This is a genomic window from Alcanivorax jadensis T9, assembly GCF_000756655.1.
In the GTDB taxonomy this organism is placed as follows: Bacteria; Pseudomonadota; Gammaproteobacteria; order Pseudomonadales; family Alcanivoracaceae; genus Alcanivorax; species Alcanivorax jadensis.
On record NZ_ARXU01000006.1, the window covers coordinates 18848 to 40555 of the forward strand.

The 21708-nt window shown below is 58.9% G+C and carries 22 protein-coding genes; 3 read left to right on the forward strand and 19 right to left on the reverse strand.

Annotated elements, in window-relative coordinates; translation table 11 throughout:
• Nucleotides 1-5 precede the first annotated feature (5 nt).
• On the forward strand, nucleotides 6-806 hold the full coding sequence (locus T9A_RS09315; protein ID WP_035247534.1) for a DUF4198 domain-containing protein: 801 nt from the start codon (nucleotides 6-8) through the stop codon (nucleotides 804-806).
• A 350-nt stretch (nucleotides 807-1156) separates the two neighbouring features.
• On the opposite strand, the gene pdxJ is transcribed toward T9A_RS09315, so the two are convergent.
• From pdxJ to rpoE, 12 genes are all read right to left on the reverse strand, one after another.
• Nucleotides 1157-1888 carry a pyridoxine 5'-phosphate synthase gene (gene pdxJ, locus T9A_RS09320; RefSeq protein ID WP_035247537.1) on the reverse strand — a complete coding sequence of 244 codons (732 nt, stop codon included), beginning with the start codon at nucleotides 1886-1888 and terminating at the stop codon, nucleotides 1157-1159.
• A 238-nt stretch (nucleotides 1889-2126) separates the two neighbouring features.
• The gene (gene recO / locus T9A_RS09325; protein WP_035247540.1) at nucleotides 2127-2789 is read right to left on the reverse strand and encodes a DNA repair protein RecO; all 663 of its coding nucleotides are present in this window, start codon (nucleotides 2787-2789) and stop codon (nucleotides 2127-2129) included.
• A gap of 122 nt (nucleotides 2790-2911) precedes the next feature.
• Entirely contained in the window at nucleotides 2912-3820 is a 909-nt protein-coding gene (gene era, locus T9A_RS09330) for a GTPase Era (RefSeq protein ID WP_035247543.1), read from the reverse strand.
• Nucleotides 3813-4499, reverse strand: a complete 687-nt coding sequence (gene rnc, locus T9A_RS09335) for a ribonuclease III (protein ID WP_035247546.1) — start codon at nucleotides 4497-4499, stop codon at nucleotides 3813-3815. The genes era and rnc overlap by 8 nt, the downstream gene beginning before the upstream one ends.
• Nucleotides 4496-4876, reverse strand: a complete 381-nt coding sequence (locus tag T9A_RS09340; protein ID WP_232222058.1) for a DUF4845 domain-containing protein — start codon at nucleotides 4874-4876, stop codon at nucleotides 4496-4498. The genes rnc and T9A_RS09340 overlap by 4 nt, the downstream gene beginning before the upstream one ends.
• Nucleotides 4877-4878: 2 nt before the next feature.
• Nucleotides 4879-5670: a signal peptidase I gene (gene lepB / locus T9A_RS09345; RefSeq protein ID WP_035247549.1), complete on the reverse strand. Its 792-nt coding sequence runs from the start codon at nucleotides 5668-5670 to the stop codon at nucleotides 4879-4881.
• Complete coding sequence (lepA, locus tag T9A_RS09350; protein ID WP_035247552.1) at nucleotides 5670-7469, reverse strand: translation elongation factor 4; 1800 nt, start codon at nucleotides 7467-7469, stop codon at nucleotides 5670-5672. Before lepA ends, lepB begins: the two co-directional genes overlap by 1 nt.
• Before the next feature lie 186 nt (nucleotides 7470-7655).
• Complete coding sequence (locus T9A_RS09355) at nucleotides 7656-9104, reverse strand: DegQ family serine endoprotease (protein WP_156964876.1); 1449 nt, start codon at nucleotides 9102-9104, stop codon at nucleotides 7656-7658.
• A 12-nt stretch (nucleotides 9105-9116) separates the two neighbouring features.
• Entirely contained in the window at nucleotides 9117-9593 is a 477-nt protein-coding gene (locus tag T9A_RS09360; RefSeq protein WP_035247553.1) for a SoxR reducing system RseC family protein, read from the reverse strand.
• Nucleotides 9593-10558 carry a MucB/RseB family sigma factor regulatory protein gene (locus tag T9A_RS09365; protein WP_084573457.1) on the reverse strand — a complete coding sequence of 322 codons (966 nt, stop codon included), beginning with the start codon at nucleotides 10556-10558 and terminating at the stop codon, nucleotides 9593-9595. Before T9A_RS09365 ends, T9A_RS09360 begins: the two co-directional genes overlap by 1 nt.
• A 3-nt stretch (nucleotides 10559-10561) precedes the next feature.
• The gene (locus T9A_RS09370; protein ID WP_035247556.1) at nucleotides 10562-11128 is read right to left on the reverse strand and encodes a sigma-E factor negative regulatory protein; all 567 of its coding nucleotides are present in this window, start codon (nucleotides 11126-11128) and stop codon (nucleotides 10562-10564) included.
• A gap of 4 nt (nucleotides 11129-11132) precedes the next feature.
• On the reverse strand, nucleotides 11133-11717 hold the full coding sequence (gene rpoE / locus T9A_RS09375; RefSeq protein ID WP_035247559.1) for an RNA polymerase sigma factor RpoE: 585 nt from the start codon (nucleotides 11715-11717) through the stop codon (nucleotides 11133-11135).
• Between the two features lie 169 nt (nucleotides 11718-11886).
• Here rpoE and nadB point away from each other — a divergent pair, with 169 nt between their 5' ends.
• The gene (gene nadB, locus T9A_RS09380; protein WP_035247561.1) at nucleotides 11887-13482 is read left to right on the forward strand and encodes an L-aspartate oxidase; all 1596 of its coding nucleotides are present in this window, start codon (nucleotides 11887-11889) and stop codon (nucleotides 13480-13482) included.
• A 154-nt stretch (nucleotides 13483-13636) separates the two neighbouring features.
• Here the strand turns inward: nadB and T9A_RS09385 are convergent, their stop codons facing one another.
• Complete coding sequence (locus T9A_RS09385; RefSeq protein WP_232222059.1) at nucleotides 13637-14032, reverse strand: hypothetical protein; 396 nt, start codon at nucleotides 14030-14032, stop codon at nucleotides 13637-13639.
• A complete protein-coding gene (locus T9A_RS09390; RefSeq protein WP_035247568.1) occupies nucleotides 13998-14258 on the reverse strand; it encodes an FAD assembly factor SdhE in 261 nt (86 codons plus the stop codon). The genes T9A_RS09385 and T9A_RS09390 overlap by 35 nt, the downstream gene beginning before the upstream one ends.
• Before the next feature lie 224 nt (nucleotides 14259-14482).
• On the opposite strand from T9A_RS09390, the gene ygfZ reads away from it, so the two are divergent.
• Nucleotides 14483-15421, forward strand: a complete 939-nt coding sequence (ygfZ, locus tag T9A_RS09395; RefSeq protein ID WP_035247569.1) for a CAF17-like 4Fe-4S cluster assembly/insertion protein YgfZ — start codon at nucleotides 14483-14485, stop codon at nucleotides 15419-15421.
• Between the two features lie 270 nt (nucleotides 15422-15691).
• Here the strand turns inward: ygfZ and T9A_RS09400 are convergent, their stop codons facing one another.
• From T9A_RS09400 to lysS, 5 genes are all read right to left on the reverse strand, one after another.
• The gene (locus T9A_RS09400) at nucleotides 15692-17185 is read right to left on the reverse strand and encodes a cytochrome-c peroxidase (protein ID WP_035247571.1); all 1494 of its coding nucleotides are present in this window, start codon (nucleotides 17183-17185) and stop codon (nucleotides 15692-15694) included.
• A gap of 258 nt (nucleotides 17186-17443) precedes the next feature.
• A complete protein-coding gene (locus T9A_RS09405) occupies nucleotides 17444-18556 on the reverse strand; it encodes an enoyl-CoA hydratase/isomerase family protein (protein ID WP_232222060.1) in 1113 nt (370 codons plus the stop codon).
• 167 nt (nucleotides 18557-18723) lie between these two features.
• A complete protein-coding gene (ung, locus tag T9A_RS09410) occupies nucleotides 18724-19416 on the reverse strand; it encodes a uracil-DNA glycosylase (protein ID WP_035247573.1) in 693 nt (230 codons plus the stop codon).
• Entirely contained in the window at nucleotides 19409-20077 is a 669-nt protein-coding gene (locus tag T9A_RS09415) for a TetR/AcrR family transcriptional regulator (protein WP_052042732.1), read from the reverse strand. Before T9A_RS09415 ends, ung begins: the two co-directional genes overlap by 8 nt.
• A gap of 115 nt (nucleotides 20078-20192) precedes the next feature.
• The gene (lysS, locus tag T9A_RS09420) at nucleotides 20193-21692 is read right to left on the reverse strand and encodes a lysine--tRNA ligase (protein ID WP_035247577.1); all 1500 of its coding nucleotides are present in this window, start codon (nucleotides 21690-21692) and stop codon (nucleotides 20193-20195) included.
• Between the last annotated feature and the right edge of the window lie 16 nt (nucleotides 21693-21708).

A 21708-nucleotide genomic window follows, 5' to 3' on the forward strand; every position in this document is an offset into this window, starting at 1 on the left:
GCGCCATGAACATCACGCTAAAACGCATCGGCATGCTATCGCTACTGGCAATGGCTCTGCCGGCCCAGGCTCACAAACTCTGGCTGCTACCCAGCCACACCAGTGTCTCCGAACCGCAATGGGTCACCGTGGATGCCAGCATTTCCAACGAAATCTTCGGCGTGGAACGCGCCTACCCGCTGGACTACCTGGAAGTGAGCGATCCTGATGGGCAGGCCGCCACCGTGGAGAACCGGCTCGAAGGACATCGTCGCAGTGTCTTCGATGTGAAACTGAACAAACCCGGTAGCTACCGTATCGCCGTGGCCAAACCCGGTTATTTTCTGATGTACCAGGTGGATGGTGAGCGGAAACGTGCCCGCGGCATGGATGCGGACAAGCTGCTTGCCCAACTGCCGGACAATGCCAGCGACGTAACACTGAGCGAAGTCCATAACCGCCTGGAAACCGTAGTTACACTGGGCGCTCCGACCGCCATCGCACCTACCGGTAAAGGCATGGAACTGGAAATGCTCACTCACCCCAACGATCTCTACGCCGGTGAAACCGCACAATGGCGGTTGCTGGTGGACGGTGAACCAGCCTCTGGGGTGGAAATGGAACTGGTCCCCGGTGGCACCCGCTACCGCGACAGCCAGGACAACTGGACTGTGACCAGTGACGACAATGGCATGCTGTCCATCACCTGGCCCCAGGCCGGCCGCTACTACCTGGAAGCCGCCAGCTCTGATGACAAGGTCAGCAACAAGAAAGCCGATCAGCGGCGGCTGCAGTATCTGGGGACGGTGGAAGTGTTGCCGATGTGAAGAGAAGCGCTGCAAGCTACAACGCGGTAGGGGCCGAGCCTGACGGCCCGTACCCTGTCCGCGATATTATCCCTAATGCTTCTACGAAGCCGCTGCAGGAACGTAGCGTAGCGGAGTAACGACCGTAGGTCGCCCCGAAGGGTGAGCGTAGCGAATACGGAGCTTGGGCCGCGAACCTTGCGCAACAAGGAAATCGTCCGCAGGACGATCAGGGATCCCAGAGCTCGAGAGATTCCGTTAATTAGCCACCGTAGAGCGCTAATCGCGCCGCCAGCGACGCTCCTACAGCAGCTTTGTACAGATGACGAAGTCCTGCAGCTTTCCGACGTTTTCCGATCCAACGCTCCTAGCTAGCGGTTAACCCCGTCAAGCAGATCCCGCATTGTGCGCACCGCGTCATCCAGCCCGGACATCACGGCCCGGGCGATGATGCTGTGGCCAATGTTCAGTTCGTTGATGCCGGGAATAGCGGCGATGGGCAGAGTGTTGTGGTAATGCAGACCATGGCCGGCGTTCACCACCAGGCCTTGCTCCAGCGCATAGGCAACACCATCTCGAATTTTCGCCAGTTCCTGCTGCTCGCTGGCCGGGTCCGTCGCATCGGCGTAATGGCCGGTATGAATTTCGATGGTGGGCGCACCACATTCCCGGGCGGCACGGATTTGCGCCGGGTCCGCATCGATAAACAGGGACACATCAATGCCCGCCTGCCCCAGGCGCTGGCAGCACTGGGCAATCCACGCCTGGTTACCCACCACGTCCAACCCACCTTCTGTGGTCAGCTCTTCGCGCTTTTCCGGCACCAGGCAGCAATGGGGCGGCTTGATGCGACAGGCAATGGCGACCATTTCCTCGGTGGCAGCCATTTCCAGGTTCATGCGAGTCTGCAGGGTCTGCGCCAGCAGCTCCACGTCGCGGTCATTGATGTGGCGGCGGTCTTCGCGCAGATGCACAGTAATTCCATCCGCCCCCGCCTGCTCCGCTACCAGCGCAGCCTGCACCGGCTCCGGATAACGGGTGCCACGGGCCTGGCGCAGGGTGGCGATGTGATCGATGTTAACGCCGAGCAATACTCTGGACATGGAATTCCTCAAAAAATCAGCTGCAAGTTACAAGCTTCAAGCTACAACGCGAGTCAGTTTTGTGCCAATCGAAACTGTCTGTGCTCCGCGCTACCAAAATCTGTTCGCCGTGCAAGCATGGGCTCCTACAAAACCATACACCTTAGAAAAAACGGCTGGAAAAATGCATCATAAACCGTGACAAAGGGGCCACAGAATAGCTTCAGCCTGGTTTGCGTTGTGGCTTGTAGCTCATTATTCATTTCTCACGAAACAGCTCACGGCTTTTCAGAGGTTTGTCCCCCAGGTGCGGGGCCAATAACACCCGGCACAGGTGGAGGGCGGTTTTACGGGCTGACGGTTGCCAGTCGCCGTTGACGATGGCCAGTAAGTCGTTGCCGTGATAACCCTCCTGGGCGGGCAACAGGCCCTGCTGAGGATCCAGCAGGTAGTATCCGTCTGGGCGCAATGCCTCGCCGTGAATATCGTACCCCAGTGCGATGCCGTAGCCCATTTCCTCCACCAGTCCCAACTCGAACTGCCGCAGGGCCACATCCAGCCATTGCCCTTCCGCCAGCGCATTGAGCGCCTGTTCGTAAAGCGGCCAAAGCTCCGGGTGTGGGTCGTCCCGATGCAACAGACGGGTCAGGAGTTCGTTCAGATAAAAGCCGCAGTACAGAGGCTTGCCTTGCAGGGCCAGGCGCGGGCCACGAGGTTCGCAGCCACGAAAGCTGTAAAGTTCGCCGGCGCTTTTCAGTTCGATCCACAGGGGAGTAAAGGGTGCCAACAACGGATCCTTGCGACCGCCTCGCACCACCGCCCCCACACGGCCCAGCGCGGGCACAAACAGCTCCACGATCAGGCTGGTGTTGCGGAAGGGCCGGCGGTGTAACAGCCAGGCCGGTTGCAGGGTGGGGTTCACGGGAAAAGCTCCTAGCTTCTAGCTTCTAGCTTCTAGCTTCTAGCTTCTAGCTTTCAGGATGGTGCTTCGCATAAAGCCAAACACAATGTTTTTCTAGCAGCTCGTAGCTATAAGCTCGTCGCTCAATTCCGTTCGTCATAACCAAGCGAGCGCAACGCCCGCGCGTCGTCGGACCAGCCAGCCTTGATCTTCACCCACAGATTCAGCATCACCTTGCGATCAATCAGGCGTTCAATGTCTTCCCGTGCCTGAGTGCCGATCTGCTTGATACGGTCACCACCGTCACCGATGAGAATCTTTTTCTGGCCACGACGCTCCACCAGGATCGCCGCAGAAACTTCGGTGACACGGGGACCATCTTCCCACATTTCCACTTCCACGCTCACCTGATGGGGCAGTTCCTGGCCCAACTGGCGCACCACTTTTTCACGAATAATTTCTGCCGCCATGAAGCGCAGGCTGCGGTCGGTGAGCTGATCTTCGTCGTACCAGAACTCCCCTTCCGGCAAGCGCTCGACCAGCGCCTTTTCCAACTCCATCAGGTTCTGTTCCTTGAGCGCCGACACCGGTATCACCGCATCAAAGGGATAACGCTCGGTAAGCGCTTCAATGTGTGGTAGCAACTGGGCCTTGTCATCCAGGCTGTCCACCTTGTTGATGATCAGCAGCACCGGCATTTCCGGATGTGCGGGCAACAGCGACAGCACGTACTCATCACCCGGCGTCCACTTGAGACCATCCACCATCATGCACACCACATCGACGCCACTGAGCGTGGAGACTGCAGCTTCGTTCATGGCTCGATTAAGCGCCCGCTCCTGACCGGTATGAATGCCAGGGGTATCGGCAAAGATAATCTGATAGTTGTCACGGGTATGGATACCGTGAATACGGTGACGGGTGGTTTGCGGCTTGCGCGAGGTAATGCTGACCTTCTGCCCGATCAGGTGATTCATCAGGGTAGATTTACCCACGTTGGGCCGCCCAACGATGGAGATCATCCCGCAACGGGTCGGTGTTACGTCAGTCATACTGCTGCTCCAGCCAGCTCAGGACAGTGGCCGCGACCTGCTGTTCGGCCTTGCGGCGACTGGCTCCCTGGGCCTTGAAGGTTTGTTGCATCTGCTCCAGTTCACAGGTCACTTCAAAGGTCTGCGTGGGAGCGAGACCCTCCACCTGAGTGACCTGGTAGGTGGGCAATTCGAATTTGCGGGCCTGCAGCCATTCCTGCAGGCGGGTTTTAGCGTCTTTCTGGGCACTCTGCGGGGTGATGATCTGCAGCCGTTCATCAAACCAGTCCAGCACCACTTCCCGGCAGGGCGCCTCGCCGCCATCCAGCAGGATGGCACCGATTATCGCTTCCAGAGAATCAGCAAGAATGGAATCGCGGCGAAAACCACCACTTTTCAGTTCGCCACCGCCCAGTACCAGATAATCTCCCAGGCCCAGCTCCCGCGCCACCAAGGCCAGGGTCTGGCCCCGCACCAGGGACGCCCGCATCCGGGTGAGTTGCCCTTCTGCTGCATCCGGGAAGCGCTCAAACAAGGCAATGGAAATGATCTGCCCGAGCTGGGCGTCACCGAGAAATTCCAGGCGTTCGTAGTTACGGTGGCGGCTGACACTGCGATGGGTCAGTGCCAGTGCCAGCAATTCAATATCATTGAAACGATAGCCCAGCCGGGCCATCAACCTGTCGAGATCATTATTCACTGGCGAACGTCTTTGCTGAACTCGTCCTGAAAGGTCATCACGATACTGACGTTGTAGAACATAGGTTCGCGAACCTCGTAATCAGTACTGATTTTAAGGATCCCGCTATCCTTGCTGATTGTAAGATCGTTGGCGCTGATCACATTAACTTGGTTGATTTTAAACCGTTTTCTCAGGGCTTCGCGCACTTCATTGGGTGACATTAACGCGGTCTTGCTATCCTGCATCAGGGACTTGATTGATGAAGATATTGTGTTGTGTTCCATGTAGGCGGGCACCATCCGCAGAGCTGCCGTACCCAATACAACGGCAACAAGCAGAATCACTGCCCAGCCAATCATTGAAATCCCGCGTTGTTGTGATGGCATTGTCATCATTGTTAGTTCGCCTCCACCTTGTCTATGGCGCCATTACGAGAAAAACTGGGTATCGAGAAGATCGGCTTCCAGTGCATCCAGATCAGGAAAGCCTCCCCCACTACCAGCTCTTCCGGGACTATACCCCAGAATCGGCTGTCGTTACTGTTATCCCGGTTGTCGCCCATCACAAAGTAGGCACCTTCCGGGACTTGCCATTCACCTTGAGTCCGGCTCTGTGGCACTTTGCGGCCGGTGAAGGGGTTAATCTTGCCTTCCTGCCATATCAGGTGACGGCTATCACCGAGCTGCTCTACATACTCGCGCCGCCAGGCGCCGGAGCCTTCCCACTCCCGTGCCAACTCACGCGTCACCGGCTCGCCATTGACCGTGACCACGTTATCTTTGACCTGCACGCTATCACCAGGCAGCCCAACCACTCGTTTGATGAAGTTCTGGCTGCGATTTTCCGGAAATTTGAATACCAGAACATCGCCACGCTGGGGCTCGCCGGTCTCGACAATCTTGGTGTTGGTCACCGGCAGGCGCAGGCCGTAAGCGAATTTGTTCACCAGAATGAAGTCGTTCACCTGCAGGGTCGGCAGCATGGATCCGGACGGGATGGTAAATGGCTCAATGATGAAGGAGCGAATTACCAGCACAACGAAGAAAACGGAAATCAGGGAATTAGAGGTTTCTACCGCCCCTTCCACACGCCCGCCTTTCTGCTTGAGCTTAAAGATCTTGTCGATCACCCAGACCGAAACAGTGAACAGCAGCGCCAGGGAAAGCCAGAAACCAATATCGATATCCATCAATCATCCACCTTGAGTACTGCAAGGAACGCTTCCTGGGGGATTTCCACATTCCCCACCTGCTTCATGCGCTTCTTACCTTCTTTCTGTTTCTGCAGCAGCTTTTTCTTACGCGATACGTCACCGCCGTAGCACTTCGCGGTCACGTTCTTGCGCAACGCCTTGACTGTCTGGCGGGCGATGACCTTGTTGCCGATGGCCGCCTGAATAGCCACATCGAACATCTGCCTCGGCACCAGTTCCTTCATCTTTTCGCACAGAGCCCGGCCACGATAGGCGGACTGGTCCAGGTGACAGATCATTGCCAGAGCATCCACCTTGTCACCGTTGATCAGTACATCCACCCGCACCAGCTTGGTGGCTTCAAAGCGCTCGAAGGCATAATCCATGGAGGCAAAACCCCGACTCACGGACTTGATGCGGTCGAAGAAATCCAGCACCACTTCGGCCATGGGAATGTCGTAGGTCAGCGCCACCTGTTTGCCCAGATACTGCATGTTGATCTGTGAGCCCCGGCGCTCCACGCACAAGGTAATCACATTGCCCACAAACTCCTGGGGAACCAGGATGTTGACGCGGGCGATGGGCTCACGGAATTCCTCAATTTTGTTGGCGTCCGGCAGCTTTGAGGGGTTATCCACGTAAAGCACGCTTTCATCGACCTGCATGATTTCATAGACCACCGTGGGGGCGGTGGTGATCAGGTCCAGGTCGTATTCGCGCTCCAGGCGCTCCTGGATGATCTCCATGTGCAGCATGCCCAGAAAGCCCACCCGGAAACCGAAGCCCAGGGCATCGGAGGTTTCCGGTTCATAGAACAGCGAGGCATCGTTGAGGGTCAGCTTGGCCAGCGCATCACGAAAGTCTTCGTAATCATCGGCACTGACCGGGAACATGCCCGCATAGACCTGCGGCTTCACTTTCTTGAAGCCCGGCAGCGCCGGCACATCCGGGGTCTTGGCAAGGGTCAGGGTATCGCCCACCGGCGCGCCATGAATATCCTTGATGCTGCCGCTCACCCAGCCCACTTCCCCGGCTTCCAGGTGTTTGGTCTCGGTCCGTTTTGGCGTAAAGATGCCGAGCTGATCCACCACATGGGTCTGGCCGGTGGATTTCACCAGAATCTTGTCACCCTTCTTCAGGCGGCCATGCTTCATACGCACCAGGGAAATCACACCCAGATAGTTGTCGAACCAGGAATCAATGATCAGCGCCTGCATATTCCCTTCCCGCTCGCCTTCCGGGGCGGGAATGCGCTCCACCAGCTGCTCCAGCAGGTCATCCACGCCAACCCCGGTCTTGGCGGACACCCGGCAAGCATCGTGGGCATCCAGGCCGATGATCTCTTCGATCTCGTTGATCACCATATCCGGCTCTGCCTGAGGCAGGTCAATCTTGTTGAGCACCGGCAGCACTTCCAGGTCCTGCTCGATGGCGGTGTAGCAGTTGGCCACCGACTGGGCTTCTACGCCCTGGGCCGCATCCACCACCAGCAAGGCCCCTTCACAGGCAGACAGGGAACGGGATACCTCATAGGAGAAATCCACGTGGCCCGGGGTATCAATGAAATTCAGCTGGTAGGTTTCCCCATCCCGGGCCTTGTAATAGAGCGTCACGCTCTGGGCCTTGATAGTGATGCCCCGCTCACGCTCCAGCTCCATGGAATCGAGCACCTGCTCTTTCAGCTCGCGCTGGGTCAGCCCCCCGCAGACCTGGATGAAGCGGTCCGCCAGGGTGGATTTGCCATGGTCGATGTGGGCGATGATGGAGAAGTTGCGAATATTCTTGATGTCAGTCATAGGGCCTGTTGCACAAAAGAGGGTTGCCGGGAAAACGGCACGCAGTGGGGCGCGATTCTAGCCTGAACGGGAGGGGGTTGCACGGGGGTTGGTGATCCTGGGCCCACCAGGGCATCAGGAGCACTTGCATGGGAAGGGGCCGAGGCCCGATTCGCCATGCAAGCATAGCTCCAACAACAGTCAGCCTCAGGGCAGCTTGATGGGCAGGAAACGGGGGTTGCCGTTCCGGTTGATCAGAGCGGCAACGGTGCCGCTCTCGGGCAGGCCCGCCACCACCTCACTGAAGGATTCCGGGTCATTCACCGCTTTATTGTTCAGCGTCACCAGAATATCCCCACTGGCAATGCCTGCCTTCGCGGCGGGGCCGTCCCCCACCTCGGCGACGATCACCCCGGCTTTCAGATCCAGGCGGCTCAGTTCGGCGGCGCTGGCAGCGCGCACTTTCAGCCCCAGGGCATTGGCGCCATCCGGCGCAGCCTGGCCGGCAGCACCACGCAGGGCCATCTCCGGGTCGTCCGGCAGCAGGCCGATAGTCACTTCCAGTTTCTTTTCCTTACCGTCACGAATGACCACCATGTCGGCATCCGTTTCCGGTTTCACCCGACCAACCCAGCGAGGCAGCTCGGAGGAGCGATAGATGGTTTCGCCGTTGAACGAGACAATGATGTCACCGGCCTGGATACCGGCCGCCTCAGCGGGGGAGTCTTCCAGCACCTGGGAGACCAGCGCCCCTTTCGGCTGATCCAGCCCGAAAGATTCCGCCAGATCACGATCCACTTCCTGAATCAGCACCCCGAGCCAGCCACGGCTAACCTTGCCGTACTCCTTGATCTGGCTGACCACATCCATGGCCATATCAATGGGAATGGCAAAACTGACCCCCATATAGCCGCCGGAGCGACTGAAAATCTGGGAATTGATGCCCACCACTTCACCACTCAGGTTAAATAGCGGGCCGCCACTGTTGCCCGGGTTGATGGCCACATCGGTCTGAATAAAGGGCACATAGCTGTCATTGGGCAGGCTGCGGCCCTTGGCGCTGACAATCCCGGCGGTGACACTGCTGTCAAAGCCGAAAGGCGCACCGATGGCCAGCACCCACTCGCCGACCTTGAGATCGTCGGAGGAGCCGATATTCACCACCGGCAGATCTTCACCGTCCAGCTTCAGCAGAGCCAGATCGCTCTGTTCGTCGGCGCCGATCAGCTCGGCCTTCAGCTCACGGCGATCCTGCAGACGTACAATGATTTCATCCGCCTCGGCCACCACATGGTTATTGGTCAGTACATAGCCATCCGCGGAAATGATGAAGCCGGACCCCAGTGAACGGGCCTCTCGCTCCTGCGGCATGGAGGGCACGCCCTCTTCACCGCCGAACTGTTCAAAAAAGCGACGGAATAATTCCGGCAATTGATCAAGCTGATCGCGAACAGATTCTTCACTCTGACGAGTAATGGTGCTGATATTCACCACCGCCGGGCCTTCTTTCTCCACCAGGCGGGTGAAATCCGGCAGGCCCGTTACCAGCGGTTCCGCCCGCTCCTGGGAGGCCTTGCCATCCGGCTCGGCACAGGCCACCAACAGGCTCGTGAAAATCACCAGACACAGTGTCGCCATTCGCTGAAATCCGCTCATTGGGCTCTCCTTTTATTTTGCAGGCTGCACCACAACCGCCTGGCAACCGTCGTCCCCGGATGTCACCAGATACGGCTGATAAGCCCGATTATGGCTCGCGCTTCGGCTCAGTACACGGTTGATGACAAACCCCAACACCAGGCCGCCCATGCCAAACAGGGCCGATGCATCAAATGCCGTCACCGGCAGCAACGTCCCCAGCACAGCCCCGCCGACCAGAAGAGCCAGCGGTAGGCCATAGACCCACAGGGCGCCACGCATGAGCGCGCCTTCCGGCAGTGCCAGTTGCACCGTATCGCCGACCTGATGAATCTCACGGGAAGAAACAGGAACACGCAGGTGGGCACGCTGCCCGCTCTGCTGTTGATTGACAAGATGGTGGCCGCATCCGGCCTTGGCCTTACAGGCGCCGCAGGTTGAGGCACGCACAGTCTCAACCCAGATGGCCTCGGCTTCCACCGCTACCACTGTGCCCTGCTCCAGCAGCATTACGGTTGACTATCCCTGACGCTGATGCCATCGATCACGCGCAGCGCCGTACTCTGCGGCACTTCACCGACCAGGGTCACCAGATAAACACCGCTGGGGGCGGCCAGGCGGCGGCTTACCGCTACCGTAGGTCCAACCCGGCTGACACCCTCTTCCACGCTGTTCTCGCCAATGGCTTCCACGAACACCGTAAAGGCCGCCAGGCCATCACTGAAACCACGGGCCGCCACCGGCGCGCGATCCGTTGCCGCCTGCCGCCAATCCTGCTTCATGGCCCGGAAACCGGCCGGTAACCACTCAGGGGTAACCGCCAGTTTCATGGAAGGGTGAGACTCGGCCACCGGGGCCAGTGCCTTTTCATGGCGAGCTTCCGGCACAGCGAAATGGTCGAGGCCCAGCTGCGGCGACAAGGTGAGAGTGACAAATTCCACCCGCTCCAGGGCGACACCACTCCCATCCACGATTTCGGATTTGAGCAGCAGGCGGGATTCCTGATCCAGCCACAGACGATAACCGTAACGATGGGTATCCAGCGGCGCCACCCGCATGCGCGTGGCATGACGGCCCGCTACCCGGCCATCGCCATCCACCAGGATGTTGTACTGTTCCGGCAGATCACTGGCCAGGCGATCACCCAATGCCAGGGGGCCGGCTTGCTGACTATTAAGACGGGTGAGACTGCGATCCGGGTGCAGACAGAGCACCTCATCGCCACGGCGAATCACTTCCACCAGGCGCCCATCAAGATGGGTCAGGCGCTGGTACTGTCGACCATCGATAACCGCATGGCTGACTTCCATGGTGCTGATCTCAGCACCGAACTGGTAAAGAAAGCGACCGGTGTAATTCAGGGAACGGTTGGCCTCGGCCATGGCCTGGAGCTGGTTGTGCGCCGACGAATCATCCGCCAGCGCCACCAGGGGCGTACAAAGAGACAGGGAAAGAGCGAGTACGCGCAGCATCATCCGTTAGCGGGCTCCACTGCGTGCGTCCATGCTGACCAGGCGAGCAAAAGGCATCATCCCCTGGCCACTGTTGCGGGCCGCAAACTCGCTATGCCGCAGCAGCATGTCATTGCCACGGGGCTGGACCTGAGCTGCCGGTGTCGCCACTGGAGTGGTGCCATTAAAAGACCGGGATACCAGCGACGCCTCCGCAAACGGACGGCTCATGCGACTATCCTGGGCCGACGCCATCACCGGCGCAGCACCGGTAGACTGGGTTGCCTCCCAGCTCTGCCAGCCCACCACCGTAGCCGCAGCCACGGACGCGGCCACCGCCAGGCGGCTCACGCTACCCAGCCAGGCCGGACGTCGCGACGGCGCCTGTTCCGCAGCCAATGCCGCAGACAGGCTGGCGTTGAAGCCCGCCGGCACACTCGTGGATGGCTGCTTATGCATCACATCCCGAGCAAGCTGCCAACGAGACAGTGCATCCAGATCGGCATTGTCGATATCACGCATTACCCGACGGGTTTCCAGCTCGCTGGTTTCCCCATCAAGGAAAGCAGACAGTGTTTCCAGGTCCCTGCTCATACACTCACCCTTTGTCGCCACGCTGGGAGCCCAAAAGCGGGCGCACAGCTGTATCAATTGCTTCCCGGGCCCGGAAGATGCGGGAACGAACAGTTCCCACCGGGCATTCCATTACCGCCGCGATGTCCTCATAGCTGAGACCCTCGAATTCACGCAGGGTCACGGCAGTTTTCAGTTCATGGGGCAGCTCTTCGATGGCTCGATGGATGACTGCCTCCAGTTCCTGTGACAACACGAGGGACTCCGGGGTTCCAATCTCGTGCAGCATTTCTGCACCGGCGTACTGCTCTGCCTCGGCGGCATCCAGGTCAGAGCCGGGCGGCCGCCGACCGGCGGCCACCAAATGGTTCTTGGCGGTATTCACGGCAATACGATAAAGCCAAGTGTAAAAGGCACTATCACCCCGGAAACGGGGCAAGGCACGCCAGGCTTTAAGAAAGGCTTCCTGGGCCACGTCCTGCACTTCATCCGAGTCACGCACATAGCGGCTGATCAGGGCGAAAATACGCTGCTGATATTTACGCACCAGCACTTCAAAGGCACGCTGATCGCCGGTTTTGGCTTTTTTGACCAACTCTTCGTCTGACACCGATCCCCCGGATCTTTCGCGAAACGCGGATATAAGGCAATGACTGAAATTTCAGTCAATTAAAGCAGGCCATTGTAGCAGGTGTGAGGGTCGCGGCTATACTATAGGGCCGCTTTACCGCCCTTTTCACATTGCTTGAACATTTGTTCAGGCGCTCTAAGGATTGTTCATGGCCACCTTCCGACACGATGTACTCATCATTGGTTCCGGAGCCGCAGGATTAACTACCGCCCTGCGCCTCCCTGATGATTGCCGGATCGCCCTGTTATCCAAAGGCGAGCTGACCAGCGCCAGCACCTACTACGCTCAGGGCGGTGTCGCTGCGGTGCTCGATCAGGAGGATTCCCTGGAAAGCCATGTGGCCGATACGCACGTGGCCGGGGGCGGCCTGTGCCATGACGATGCGGTGCGTTACACCGTGGAAAACGGCCCCGATGCGATCCGCTGGCTGATTGATCTGGGAGTCGACTTCACCCGCCTGGCCGGCAACAACGAGGGGTCCCTGCCCTATCACCTGACCCGCGAAGGCGGTCACAGCCATCGGCGCATCATTCACGCCGCCGATGCCACCGGCAAGGCCATCTCCGGCACCCTGATCGACCAGGTGCGCAACCGCCCCAATGTCACCCGCTTCGAATACCGGGTGGCGGTAGATCTGATCCTGCAGGAGCATAACGGCGAAAAACGTTGTTGTGGCGCCTATGTGCACAATATCGATACCGGCGAAACCGATGTCATCCTGGCCCGCGCCGTGGTGCTGGCCACCGGCGGCGCCTCCAAGGTGTACCTTTATACCTCCAACCCGGACGTGGCCACCGGCGACGGCATCGCCATGGCCTGGCGTGCCGGCTGCCGGGTGGCCAACATGGAATTCATGCAGTTCCACCCCACCTGCCTGTACCACCCCAAGGCCAAGAGCTTCCTGGTCACCGAGGCCATTCGCGGCGAAGGTGGCCACCTGCTGCTGCCCAGCGGCGAGCGCTTCATGCATCGCTTTGACGAGCGCGGCGAACTGGCCCCCCGGGACGTGGTGGCCCGCGCCATCGACCATGAGATGAAACGCCTGGGCGCCGACTGCCTGTACCTGGACATCAGCCACAAGCCGGCTGATTTCATCATCGAGCATTTCCCCACCGTCTACGCCAAGTGCCTGCAACTGGGCCTGGATATCACCCGCGACCCCATGCCGGTGGTACCCGCCGCCCACTACACCTGCGGCGGCGTGATGATCAACGAAACCGGCCAGACCGACCTACCCGGCCTCTACGCCATCGGCGAAACCAGTTTCACAGGCCTGCACGGCGCCAACCGCATGGCCAGCAACTCCCTGCTGGAATGCATGGTCTACGGCAAGGCCTCCGCCGAACACATCGGCGCCACCCTGGCCGGCGTACCGGAACCACGCGAGCACAAGGAATGGGACGAATCCCAGGTCACTGATTCCGATGAGGATGTGGTGATCAGCCACAACTGGGACGAGCTACGCCGCTTCATGTGGGATTACGTGGGCATCGTGCGCACCGAAAAACGCCTGCAGCGCGCCCAGCACCGGGTGGACATGCTGAAAAGTGAAATTGCCGAGTACTACAGCAACTACCACATCAGCAACGACCTGCTGGAACTGCGCAACCTGGTCGTCATCGCCGAACTAATCATCCTCTCCGCCATGCAACGCAAGGAAAGCCGGGGGCTGCATTTCATGCGTGACTTCCCGGGAGTGAATGACGAGGCGGTGGATACGGTGCTGACACCGCCAATCAGTTGACATTTGATAGTGGACAGTTGACAGCTAAAACCCGCGATTGAGATTTCCTGTTTCAGAACGCAAGAGGCCGCGCCCAAACGGTGGACGCGGCCTCTTGCGTTTCAAATTCCACCCATTCCGTATCGCGCCGCTGTCAACTGCCCACTATCAACTGTCAACTATGTTTCCTGTTGGTCCACAGCCACTGATAAAACGGCTGTAATTGCTCCCGAGGGGCCTGATCGTCGAACAGGTGCAGCCAGCCTTTGGGGGTCTGGATGGCCATCCAGGGGCCAGCGCGCAATACCCGGCGGGGGCTTTCCAGTTCCTGCCAGTGGCGGCCGATGAGGGTAAGGCGTTGTTCGTGAAGTTCCATCTGGGCAAGCTGGACAGGCTGCCATCTCCGGACCAACAGCGGCAACGCCAGCAGCATCAATGCCGACGTCCACCAAGGGATTTGCGCCAGCAAAATCGCCGGGGCCACCGCCGCCATCGCCAGCCAGCGAATTCTGGCGGGATAGCGAGAGGGGTTCAGCTCAACCTTTTTTCGCGGAGACCAGAGCAAGGACATGCCGTACATACTCGCGCAAGGCCGGGTCCTGTGGCTCACTGCGGCGAGTAAACCACTCGAACATGTCAGCATCTTCACAGGCGAGCAGTTTCGGGAACCAGGCCTGATGTTCCGGCGATTCATTATCGAAGTGATCGTCCAGATAGGCGAACAGCACCACCTCCGCCTCCGAGGCCCCACGGCGGCACTGCCAACGATATTGACGTTTCAGGTCATCATGACTCATTACTGCATTATCCTGATCAGAAATTGCGGCACCACGTTCCGCGCCGTATGCGCATTATCCAACACCTGCCCTACTGACTCCAGCAGCAAACCCCGACCCCAAAAAAATTGCCAGTGACCGCAAATTCCTGCTTCATAGAGCCACGCTGCGGACCTGGATTCAGGTACCATGTCCGATGATTTTTCGTTTCTATCGCAAGCACACCGAGCAATAACAGGAGCCCCATGAGCTGGTCCGATTTCATTGCCGCCCAGGCCTTGGCCATCAGTGCCGAGACTCCCTACCTCAGTCATTGCGACCACCTGGCCGTGATCCGCGCCCATGGCGAAGAGGCCGGCCATTATCTGCAGGGCCAGGTGTCCTGCGATCTGCGCGAAGTCGATCAACAGGGCCACCGCAACGGCATGCACTTGACTCTCAAAGGCCGCGGCCTGGTCAGTGCACGTATCGTCCGCGATGGCGACGACTACCTGCTGCTGTGCCCTGCGGAGCTGAGCGAAGCGGTGATCAAGGCATTGATGAAATACCGGCTGCGCGCCAAGGTGGAATTCAGCGTGGACCAGGAACTCGTGGTGCTGGGTCTGGCTGGCAATTTACCCGCCGGTGCCCCCGATCACGGCAACAGCGCCGAGACCGATCAAGGCCTGTGGTTGCGCTATCCCTTTACCGATCATGCCTTGCTGCTCGTCAAGCAGGACAACGCCGAGCAGGTCTGGCAGACCCTGGCCGCTGATCGGGCCACCACGGGCGCCAACGGCTGGCAGCTCGCCGACATCGACGCTGGCGAAGGCATGGTCTACCCCGGTGCGCAAGACCTGTTCCTGCCCCAGGTGCTCAACTACGACGTCACCGCCGGGGTGAACTTCAAGAAAGGCTGCTACACCGGCCAGGAAGTCGTCGCCCGCATGCACTTCAAGGGCAAGCTCAAGCAGCGCATGCAGCGAATCAACTACAGTGCCGATGTGGACCTGACACCGGGCGAAACCCTGCGCGACAGCAACGGCAAAGCCGCCGGCGAAGTAGTCAGCGCCGCCCGCACCTCACAGGGCGGCGCCGCTCTGGTGGTGCTGCGAAAAGATACCGATGGCGTGCTGTTCCGGGAAGAGCTGGCGCTGGACAGTCAGCTTGGGGCGCTGCCTTATTCGTTGCCCTGGAAAGAGTGAGACTTCAATTAATAGTTAATAATGGATAGCTGGCGCGAGCCGGCTTTTCTATGGCTGTAAACGCAAGAGGCCGCGCCCAGGCATTGGGCGCGGCCTCTTGCGTTGTAAAGCAGGGAAAACCGGTCAAGTAGGATGCACTGAGCCTAAGGCGAACTGCACCCTACGGAAACCTGGATCGGCGCAGCCCTTCCCTTTCCGTAGGAGCGTCGCTGGCGGCGCGATTGCAGCATTGACCACAACACATTGCGCCGCAAGCGACACTCTGCCTTGTTAAAGAGTGGACTGAGCCTGCAGCCGCAATCCATCCGGGTCGGAGATGGTGTTGTCCGGAATCCATTTGGCCATGCAATCCCGATCTTTCACACACGGATCGGTGAGTGTCTCCAGGAACGCCAGCAACTGATCCACCTGCTCATCACTCAACACCGCTTCCGGCAGCTGTGACTTGCCCGCCAGTCGCAGGCTGGCCAACTGGTCCAGTGCCTTCTGGGTATTGGCTGTCATGTTGCTCACCTGCACGGCAGGGTCCAGCTGGCTGAAATCAAAGTTGTCGATGGCCTGCTGCGGATTCAGGTGATGGCGCACCACGGCTTCCAGCGAGGTATAACCACCAGCATGCCCCCAGGGACCGGTTTCGGTCACGTTGAGGAGGTGTGGCGTGCGGAAAGCGTATTTGTCGTCGGCATCACCGGTTTCCCGGAAACGACCAAAGTCTTCACTGCCATCCGGACCATCACCCTTGCCGCGGCCCACCTGCGGCATTCCCACCACATGGAACTGTTCGTCGGTCAGGAAATCACCACTGTGGCAACCCGCACAGCCCGCGCCGCCTTGCTCCTTGCTGTTATAAAACAACAAGGCGCCACGCTTGGCCTGATCGCTGATCGCCTGTAGATCCCCTTCCCGGTAAGCTTTCCAGGGTGAGTCGATCAGCACCTGAGAGTTCTGGTAGCTGGCGAGCGCCTCGGCGACATTGTCATAGGTGATCAGGGTATTTGCATCCGCTGCCGGTTGCTCAAACCCATGACGGAACGCATCCAGCCATTGATTGGTTACTAGCGCGAGCTCAACATCGCTGCCACGCAACCGCTGCTCAAGGTGGGTACGCAACGCGGCATTATTATTGCCAGCCTCAAAGCTGAAACCGCGCATTTCCTCCGGGGATGTTACCGGGAAACGAGCCTGAGCTATGGAGAGGTTGGCTCCTGCATCCGGGTCCGCCACTCCAAAGGCGCTGTCTGGCGTGCGGATGCCTCCACCGGCGCCATTCAGGCCGGCAGTCTTGTCCAGGCTCTCTACCCGGCCGTCGTGAAACAGCACTTCATCGTAGAAAACGATATTGAACGTGGAAGGCGCATTACGTGGCACAGTGGGCCCGCCATCAAAATGCGTTCCGGTGCTTAAATGCAGGCGCCCTGGCCCCAATAAGTCCGGCTGAACTGCTTCCACGCCAATTGACAGGGAAAGATCATCACCGCCACCCAGCATGGGGTGGTGACAGGAAACACAAGCGGAATCCAGATCTCCCCCCAGGCCCTTGCTAAAGAAAAGCTGCATGCCCAGCTGCGCCTTGGGCGACGCAATATCCGGTAGGCTCCGGCCCACACTCGGGTCGCCACTGATTCCCTGCTGCTGTGCTACTGCGGCCACTCGCTCATCCAGCGTTGGCTGGAAACGCGCTTTGTCATTACTGTCACCACCACAACCACCAAGCAGCAACAGACACGCCAGTACCCCACTGACCTTCCATGGACTCTGTATCATCCCTTTCCCCAAAAGTGTGATTTATTGCATATTGTTTGCGGGCTGATTTTTTACCAAACCCACACAATAAACAAGGCATTTATAAAAATTCACAGCAATGAGGTCGAAGGGGTCTAGTTATTAGTGAGCAGTGAATAGCCCGCAGCTCGGTCGTAGCAGTAGCCACAAACGCAAGAAGCCGCGCCCAAACACCGGACGCGGCCTCTTTGCTGTACGAACCATGAAAACCCGGATCGCGTCGTTATCAATTACCCATTATCAACTATCAATTGCCTCCAACGGGTGCTTCGGTGCCGGGCACTCGAAAAAACCATCAATGTATTCTCTCGGCACATCGTTGACGCTGCGATGGCGGAAGCCGGGGCTGCCATCCTTGTCGATCAGCAGGGCGCGCACCCCTTCACGGAAGTCACCGTGCAGGGAGCACTGCACCGCCAGGCACCATTCCATGCGGAAAATATCGGCCAGGGACAAATAGGTGGAGCGGGCCAGCTGCTCCCAGACCAGGTGTGCGGTTTGCGGGCAGCCGCGTTCCAGGTTACCCAGCGCCTTGTCCAGCCAGGCATCACGATCCTTGGCGCTGAGCAGCTGCTCCACCACCACTGGCAGACTCTCGCCATCGCACAGGCGATTGATCTGCGGCAGGTGGTCGATCAACGGTTGATTCAGCTCGCTCATGTCCGCGGCCTGTTGTTTGAACAGGCGATAGAGCACGGCCCGGTTGTCGGTGGCGTCATCGGCAAAGTCCTGCTCCGCCAGTGCCGCCAGCAGGTTATCCGCATCGCCATCCACCATCCGGTCGGCCATGCCGATTTCCACAGCCTCACGGCCATTGATGTGCACACCGGTCAGGCCCAGAAACAGCCCCACGCGACCCGGCAAACGATTCAGGAACCAGCTGCCGCCCACATCCGGAAACAGGCCGATGGTGATTTCCGGCATGGCCATGCGTGAACGCGGAGTTACCAGACGGAAATCCGCGCCCTGCAGCAGCCCCATGCCGCCGCCCATGACAATGCCATCACCAAACACCACCACCGGAATCCGGCTGGTGTGGATACGATAATCCAGGGCATATTCCTCGGCGAAATACTGCTCGGTGAAGGGGTTTCTGCCCTGCCCCGCATGTTTCACCATGGACTTGTGCATCTGTACGATATCGCCCCCGGCACAGAACGCCTTGCCACCAGCCCCTTCCAGCCAGATCGCCACCACATCGTCACGCTGCTCCCATTCGTCCATCTGCTTGCTCAGGACCTGAATCATGTCCAGGCTCAGGGCATTGAGGGCTTTGGGGGCATTCAGGGTGGCCCGGGCGATCACACGGCCGCAGCGGGTCTCGATTTCGGAAAACAACACGCAGTCAGACACAACAACTCCATAAAGCAGTGAATAGTTAATAGTGAACAGTTAACAGCGCGCGGGCTAGCGTCGCTGATGTTCATAGCCAAGAGGCCGCGCCAACATTCTGGGCGCGGCCTCTTGGGCCGAGAAACAACAGAACCTCCCGCGAGCTATTCACTGTTAACTGTTCACTATTAACTGATTGTCCAGTCGATGGCCGTCTTGCCCTGTTGCAACAGGTACTGATTCGCGCGGGAGAAGTGCCCGCAACCAAGGAAGCCCCGGTGGGCGGATAACGGCGACGGGTGTGGGGCGGTGAGCACGCAGTGCTTGTCGCGGTCGATCAGCTTGCCTTTCTTCTGGGCATGACTACCCCAGAGCAGAAACACCAGCCCTTCCCTTTCCCGGTTCAGGTGCTCGATGGCCTGGTCGGTGAACTGCTCCCAGCCCTGCTTCTGGTGAGAGGCGGCCTGGCCGGCTTCCACCGTAAGCACCGCATTGAGCAGTAGCACGCCCTGCTCCGCCCAGTGAGTCAGATTGCCATGGGTCGGTATCTCGATACCCAGGTCCCGATGAATTTCCTTGTAGATATTGACCAGCGACGGCGGGGTTTTCACACCACGCTGCACGGAAAAGCACAGGCCGTGAGCCTGATCCGGGCCGTGGTAAGGGTCCTGGCCCAGGATCACCACCTTTACCTTGTCGAAGGGCGTCAGGTTGAAGGCGTTGAAGATATCCGGGCCGGGCGGAAACACGGTTTTCCCGGCCTGCTTTTCAGCGGCCAGGAAAGCCCGCAACCGGGCCATATAGTCCTGCTCGAACTCCCCGGCCAGGTGCTGCTTCCAGCCCGGCTCCAGCTGTACGTTCTGGGCGCTGCTGTCAGCCACGGGGCAACAACTTGTCCAGCAGGTTACACATACGAGCCTCCACGAACTCCTCGGAGATTTTTTCCGGGTGCACCAGCAAACGCTGCTCGATGGACATCATCGCCATCAGAATCAGCTCTGCATCCAGGCGGGGATTGCTGCTGCCAAACAGTTCCGTGGCGATCATCAGGCTTTCCAGCTGCTGATGCAGGTACAGATCCGCCAACTCACGCAGGCGGCTGTCCATGATCGCTTCCTGCATGAACGCCTGCTCCGCCACCAGATGGCCACGGCGGGTGTTCAGCTCTTCAACGATAAAGGCCGCCATCATCTTGCCCATCATATCGATCAGGCGCTGACGTTCTTCGGCATCGGCGAGACTGTCACGGGAAAATTGCGACAACAGGGCAAAGGCCCGCTCCTTGAACGGCTCGATCACATCCTTGAGCGCTCGTTCGGCGAACAGGGTGAAGGTATCGGCGATCAGGTCGGAGATATCTTTGAAGTAGTAGGTGGTTGCCGACAAAGGCACATCCGCCTCACGGGCCACGGCCCGGTGACGCACTGCGCGGATACCCTCTTTGACAATAATATTCAGCGCGGCTTCGAGAATGGCCTGACGACGCTGTTCACTGCCGGCGCGGCGCGCTTTTCTTCCCTGGTATTGAATTGCACTACTCATGGACACAGTCAGCCTTTGTTGATTCAGCCCGGTACTCCCCCTCGGGGGATGTGTTGTGTCGCTCTCCCACCTTGCTACCCGCAAGCCGGGGCACAAACCGTGCCCCAAATCAGCCTTAACGCCCCTGGGGACGCATATGCGGGAACAAGATCACGTCCCGAATGGACGGTGAATCCGTAAACAACATTACCAGCCGGTCGATGCCAATGCCCTCACCGGCTGTCGGCGGCAGGCCATGTTCCAACGCGGTCACGTAATCCTCGTCGTAGAACATGGCTTCATCATCGCCGGCATCCTTTTCCGCTACCTGCTGACGGAAACGCTCAGCCTGGTCTTCCGCATCGTTCAGCTCCGAGAAGCCGTTGGCGATCTCGCGGCCACCCACGAAGAACTCAAAACGCTCGGTGACGAACGGATTATCGTCCATACGACGGGCCAGCGGCGACACTTCCGTGGGGTACTCGGTGATGAAGGTCGGATCTTTCAGACGGTGCTCCACCGTCTTCTCGAAGATCTCGATTTGCACCTTACCCAGGCCGTAACCATCCTTCAGCGGAATCCCCAGTCCCTCGGCGATAGCGCGGGCCCCGTCCAGGTCCGCCAGCTTCGCCGGGTCGATATCCGGATTAAAATACAAAATCGAATCGAAAACCGTTATACGGGTAAAGGGTTTACCAAAATCGTACACATCACCCTGATAACTTACCTGGGTGGTACCCAGCACGTCCTGGGCCAGCTTGCGCAGCATTTCCTCGGTCAGGTTCATCAGGTCGTGGTAATCACCATAGGCCTGGTAGAACTCAAGCATGGTGAATTCCGGATTATGACGGGTGGATAGCCCTTCATTACGGAAGTTGCGGTTGATTTCGAACACCTTCTCGAAACCGCCTACCACCAGGCGCTTGAGATACAGTTCCGGCGCGATGCGCAGGTACATGTCCATATCCAGGCTGTTGTGGTGAGTAATGAAGGGGCGCGCGGTGGCGCCACCGGGAATCACCTGCAACATGGGGGTTTCCGCTTCCACGAAATCCTTTTCCACCAGGAAGTTGCGGATACCCGCCACCATCTTCGAGCGGATCTGGAAGGCCTTGCGGGTCTCTTCGTTAACGATCAGATCCACGTAGCGCTGACGGTAGCGAGCTTCGGTATCGGTGAGGCCCTTGTGCTTTTCCGGCAGCGGACGCAGTGCCTTGGTGAGCAGCAGGTATTCATCCATCATCACGTACAGGTCACCCTTGCCCGATTTGCACAGGATGCCTTTCACACCAACGATATCGCCCAGATCCCAGTGTTTGGTGTCTTTCTGCACGTCCTTGGAGGCATAAATCTGAATGCGCCCGGACATGTCCTGCAGCACCTTGAAAGCCTTGCGATCAAGCATCATGCGGCCGGCAACAGCGACCTGAATGTTCTTCTCAGCCAGCTCTTCCTTGCTGAACTCGCCATACTGCGCCTGCAGGTCGGCGGCCAGGAAATCACGACGGAAGTGATTGGGGAAGGCATTGCCCGCCTCACGCAGGTCGGCCAGTTTGGCGCGGCGCTCGGCGATCAGGCGATTTTCGTCCTGAGACGCTTCCTGGGAATCAGTCTGTGTCTGTTGCTCGTCGGCCATCGGGTTACCTTAATTC

Coding starts and splice junctions, on each gene's coding strand:
- ygfZ (WP_035247569.1), top strand. CDS start 14,483: ATGAGCTGGTCCGATTTCATTGCCGCCCAGGCCTTGGCCATCAGTGCC.
- T9A_RS09360 (WP_035247553.1), bottom strand. CDS start 9,593: ATGCTGCTGGAGCAGGGCACAGTGGTAGCGGTGGAAGCCGAGGCCATC.
- T9A_RS09315 (WP_035247534.1), top strand. CDS start 6: ATGAACATCACGCTAAAACGCATCGGCATGCTATCGCTACTGGCAATG.
- T9A_RS09340 (WP_232222058.1), bottom strand. CDS start 4,876: ATGATGACAATGCCATCACAACAACGCGGGATTTCAATGATTGGCTGG.
- T9A_RS09390 (WP_035247568.1), bottom strand. CDS start 14,258: ATGAGTCATGATGACCTGAAACGTCAATATCGTTGGCAGTGCCGCCGT.
- T9A_RS09355 (WP_156964876.1), bottom strand. CDS start 9,104: ATGAGCGGATTTCAGCGAATGGCGACACTGTGTCTGGTGATTTTCACG.
- lepB (WP_035247549.1), bottom strand. CDS start 5,670: ATGGATATCGATATTGGTTTCTGGCTTTCCCTGGCGCTGCTGTTCACT.
- T9A_RS09370 (WP_035247556.1), bottom strand. CDS start 11,128: ATGAGCAGGGACCTGGAAACACTGTCTGCTTTCCTTGATGGGGAAACC.
- lysS (WP_035247577.1), bottom strand. CDS start 21,692: ATGGCCGACGAGCAACAGACACAGACTGATTCCCAGGAAGCGTCTCAG.
- T9A_RS09400 (WP_035247571.1), bottom strand. CDS start 17,185: ATGATACAGAGTCCATGGAAGGTCAGTGGGGTACTGGCGTGTCTGTTG.
- lepA (WP_035247552.1), bottom strand. CDS start 7,469: ATGACTGACATCAAGAATATTCGCAACTTCTCCATCATCGCCCACATC.
- era (WP_035247543.1), bottom strand. CDS start 3,820: ATGACTGACGTAACACCGACCCGTTGCGGGATGATCTCCATCGTTGGG.
- T9A_RS09385 (WP_232222059.1), bottom strand. CDS start 14,032: ATGTCCTTGCTCTGGTCTCCGCGAAAAAAGGTTGAGCTGAACCCCTCT.
- nadB (WP_035247561.1), top strand. CDS start 11,887: ATGGCCACCTTCCGACACGATGTACTCATCATTGGTTCCGGAGCCGCA.
- pdxJ (WP_035247537.1), bottom strand. CDS start 1,888: ATGTCCAGAGTATTGCTCGGCGTTAACATCGATCACATCGCCACCCTG.
- T9A_RS09415 (WP_052042732.1), bottom strand. CDS start 20,077: ATGAGTAGTGCAATTCAATACCAGGGAAGAAAAGCGCGCCGCGCCGGC.
- T9A_RS09365 (WP_084573457.1), bottom strand. CDS start 10,558: ATGATGCTGCGCGTACTCGCTCTTTCCCTGTCTCTTTGTACGCCCCTG.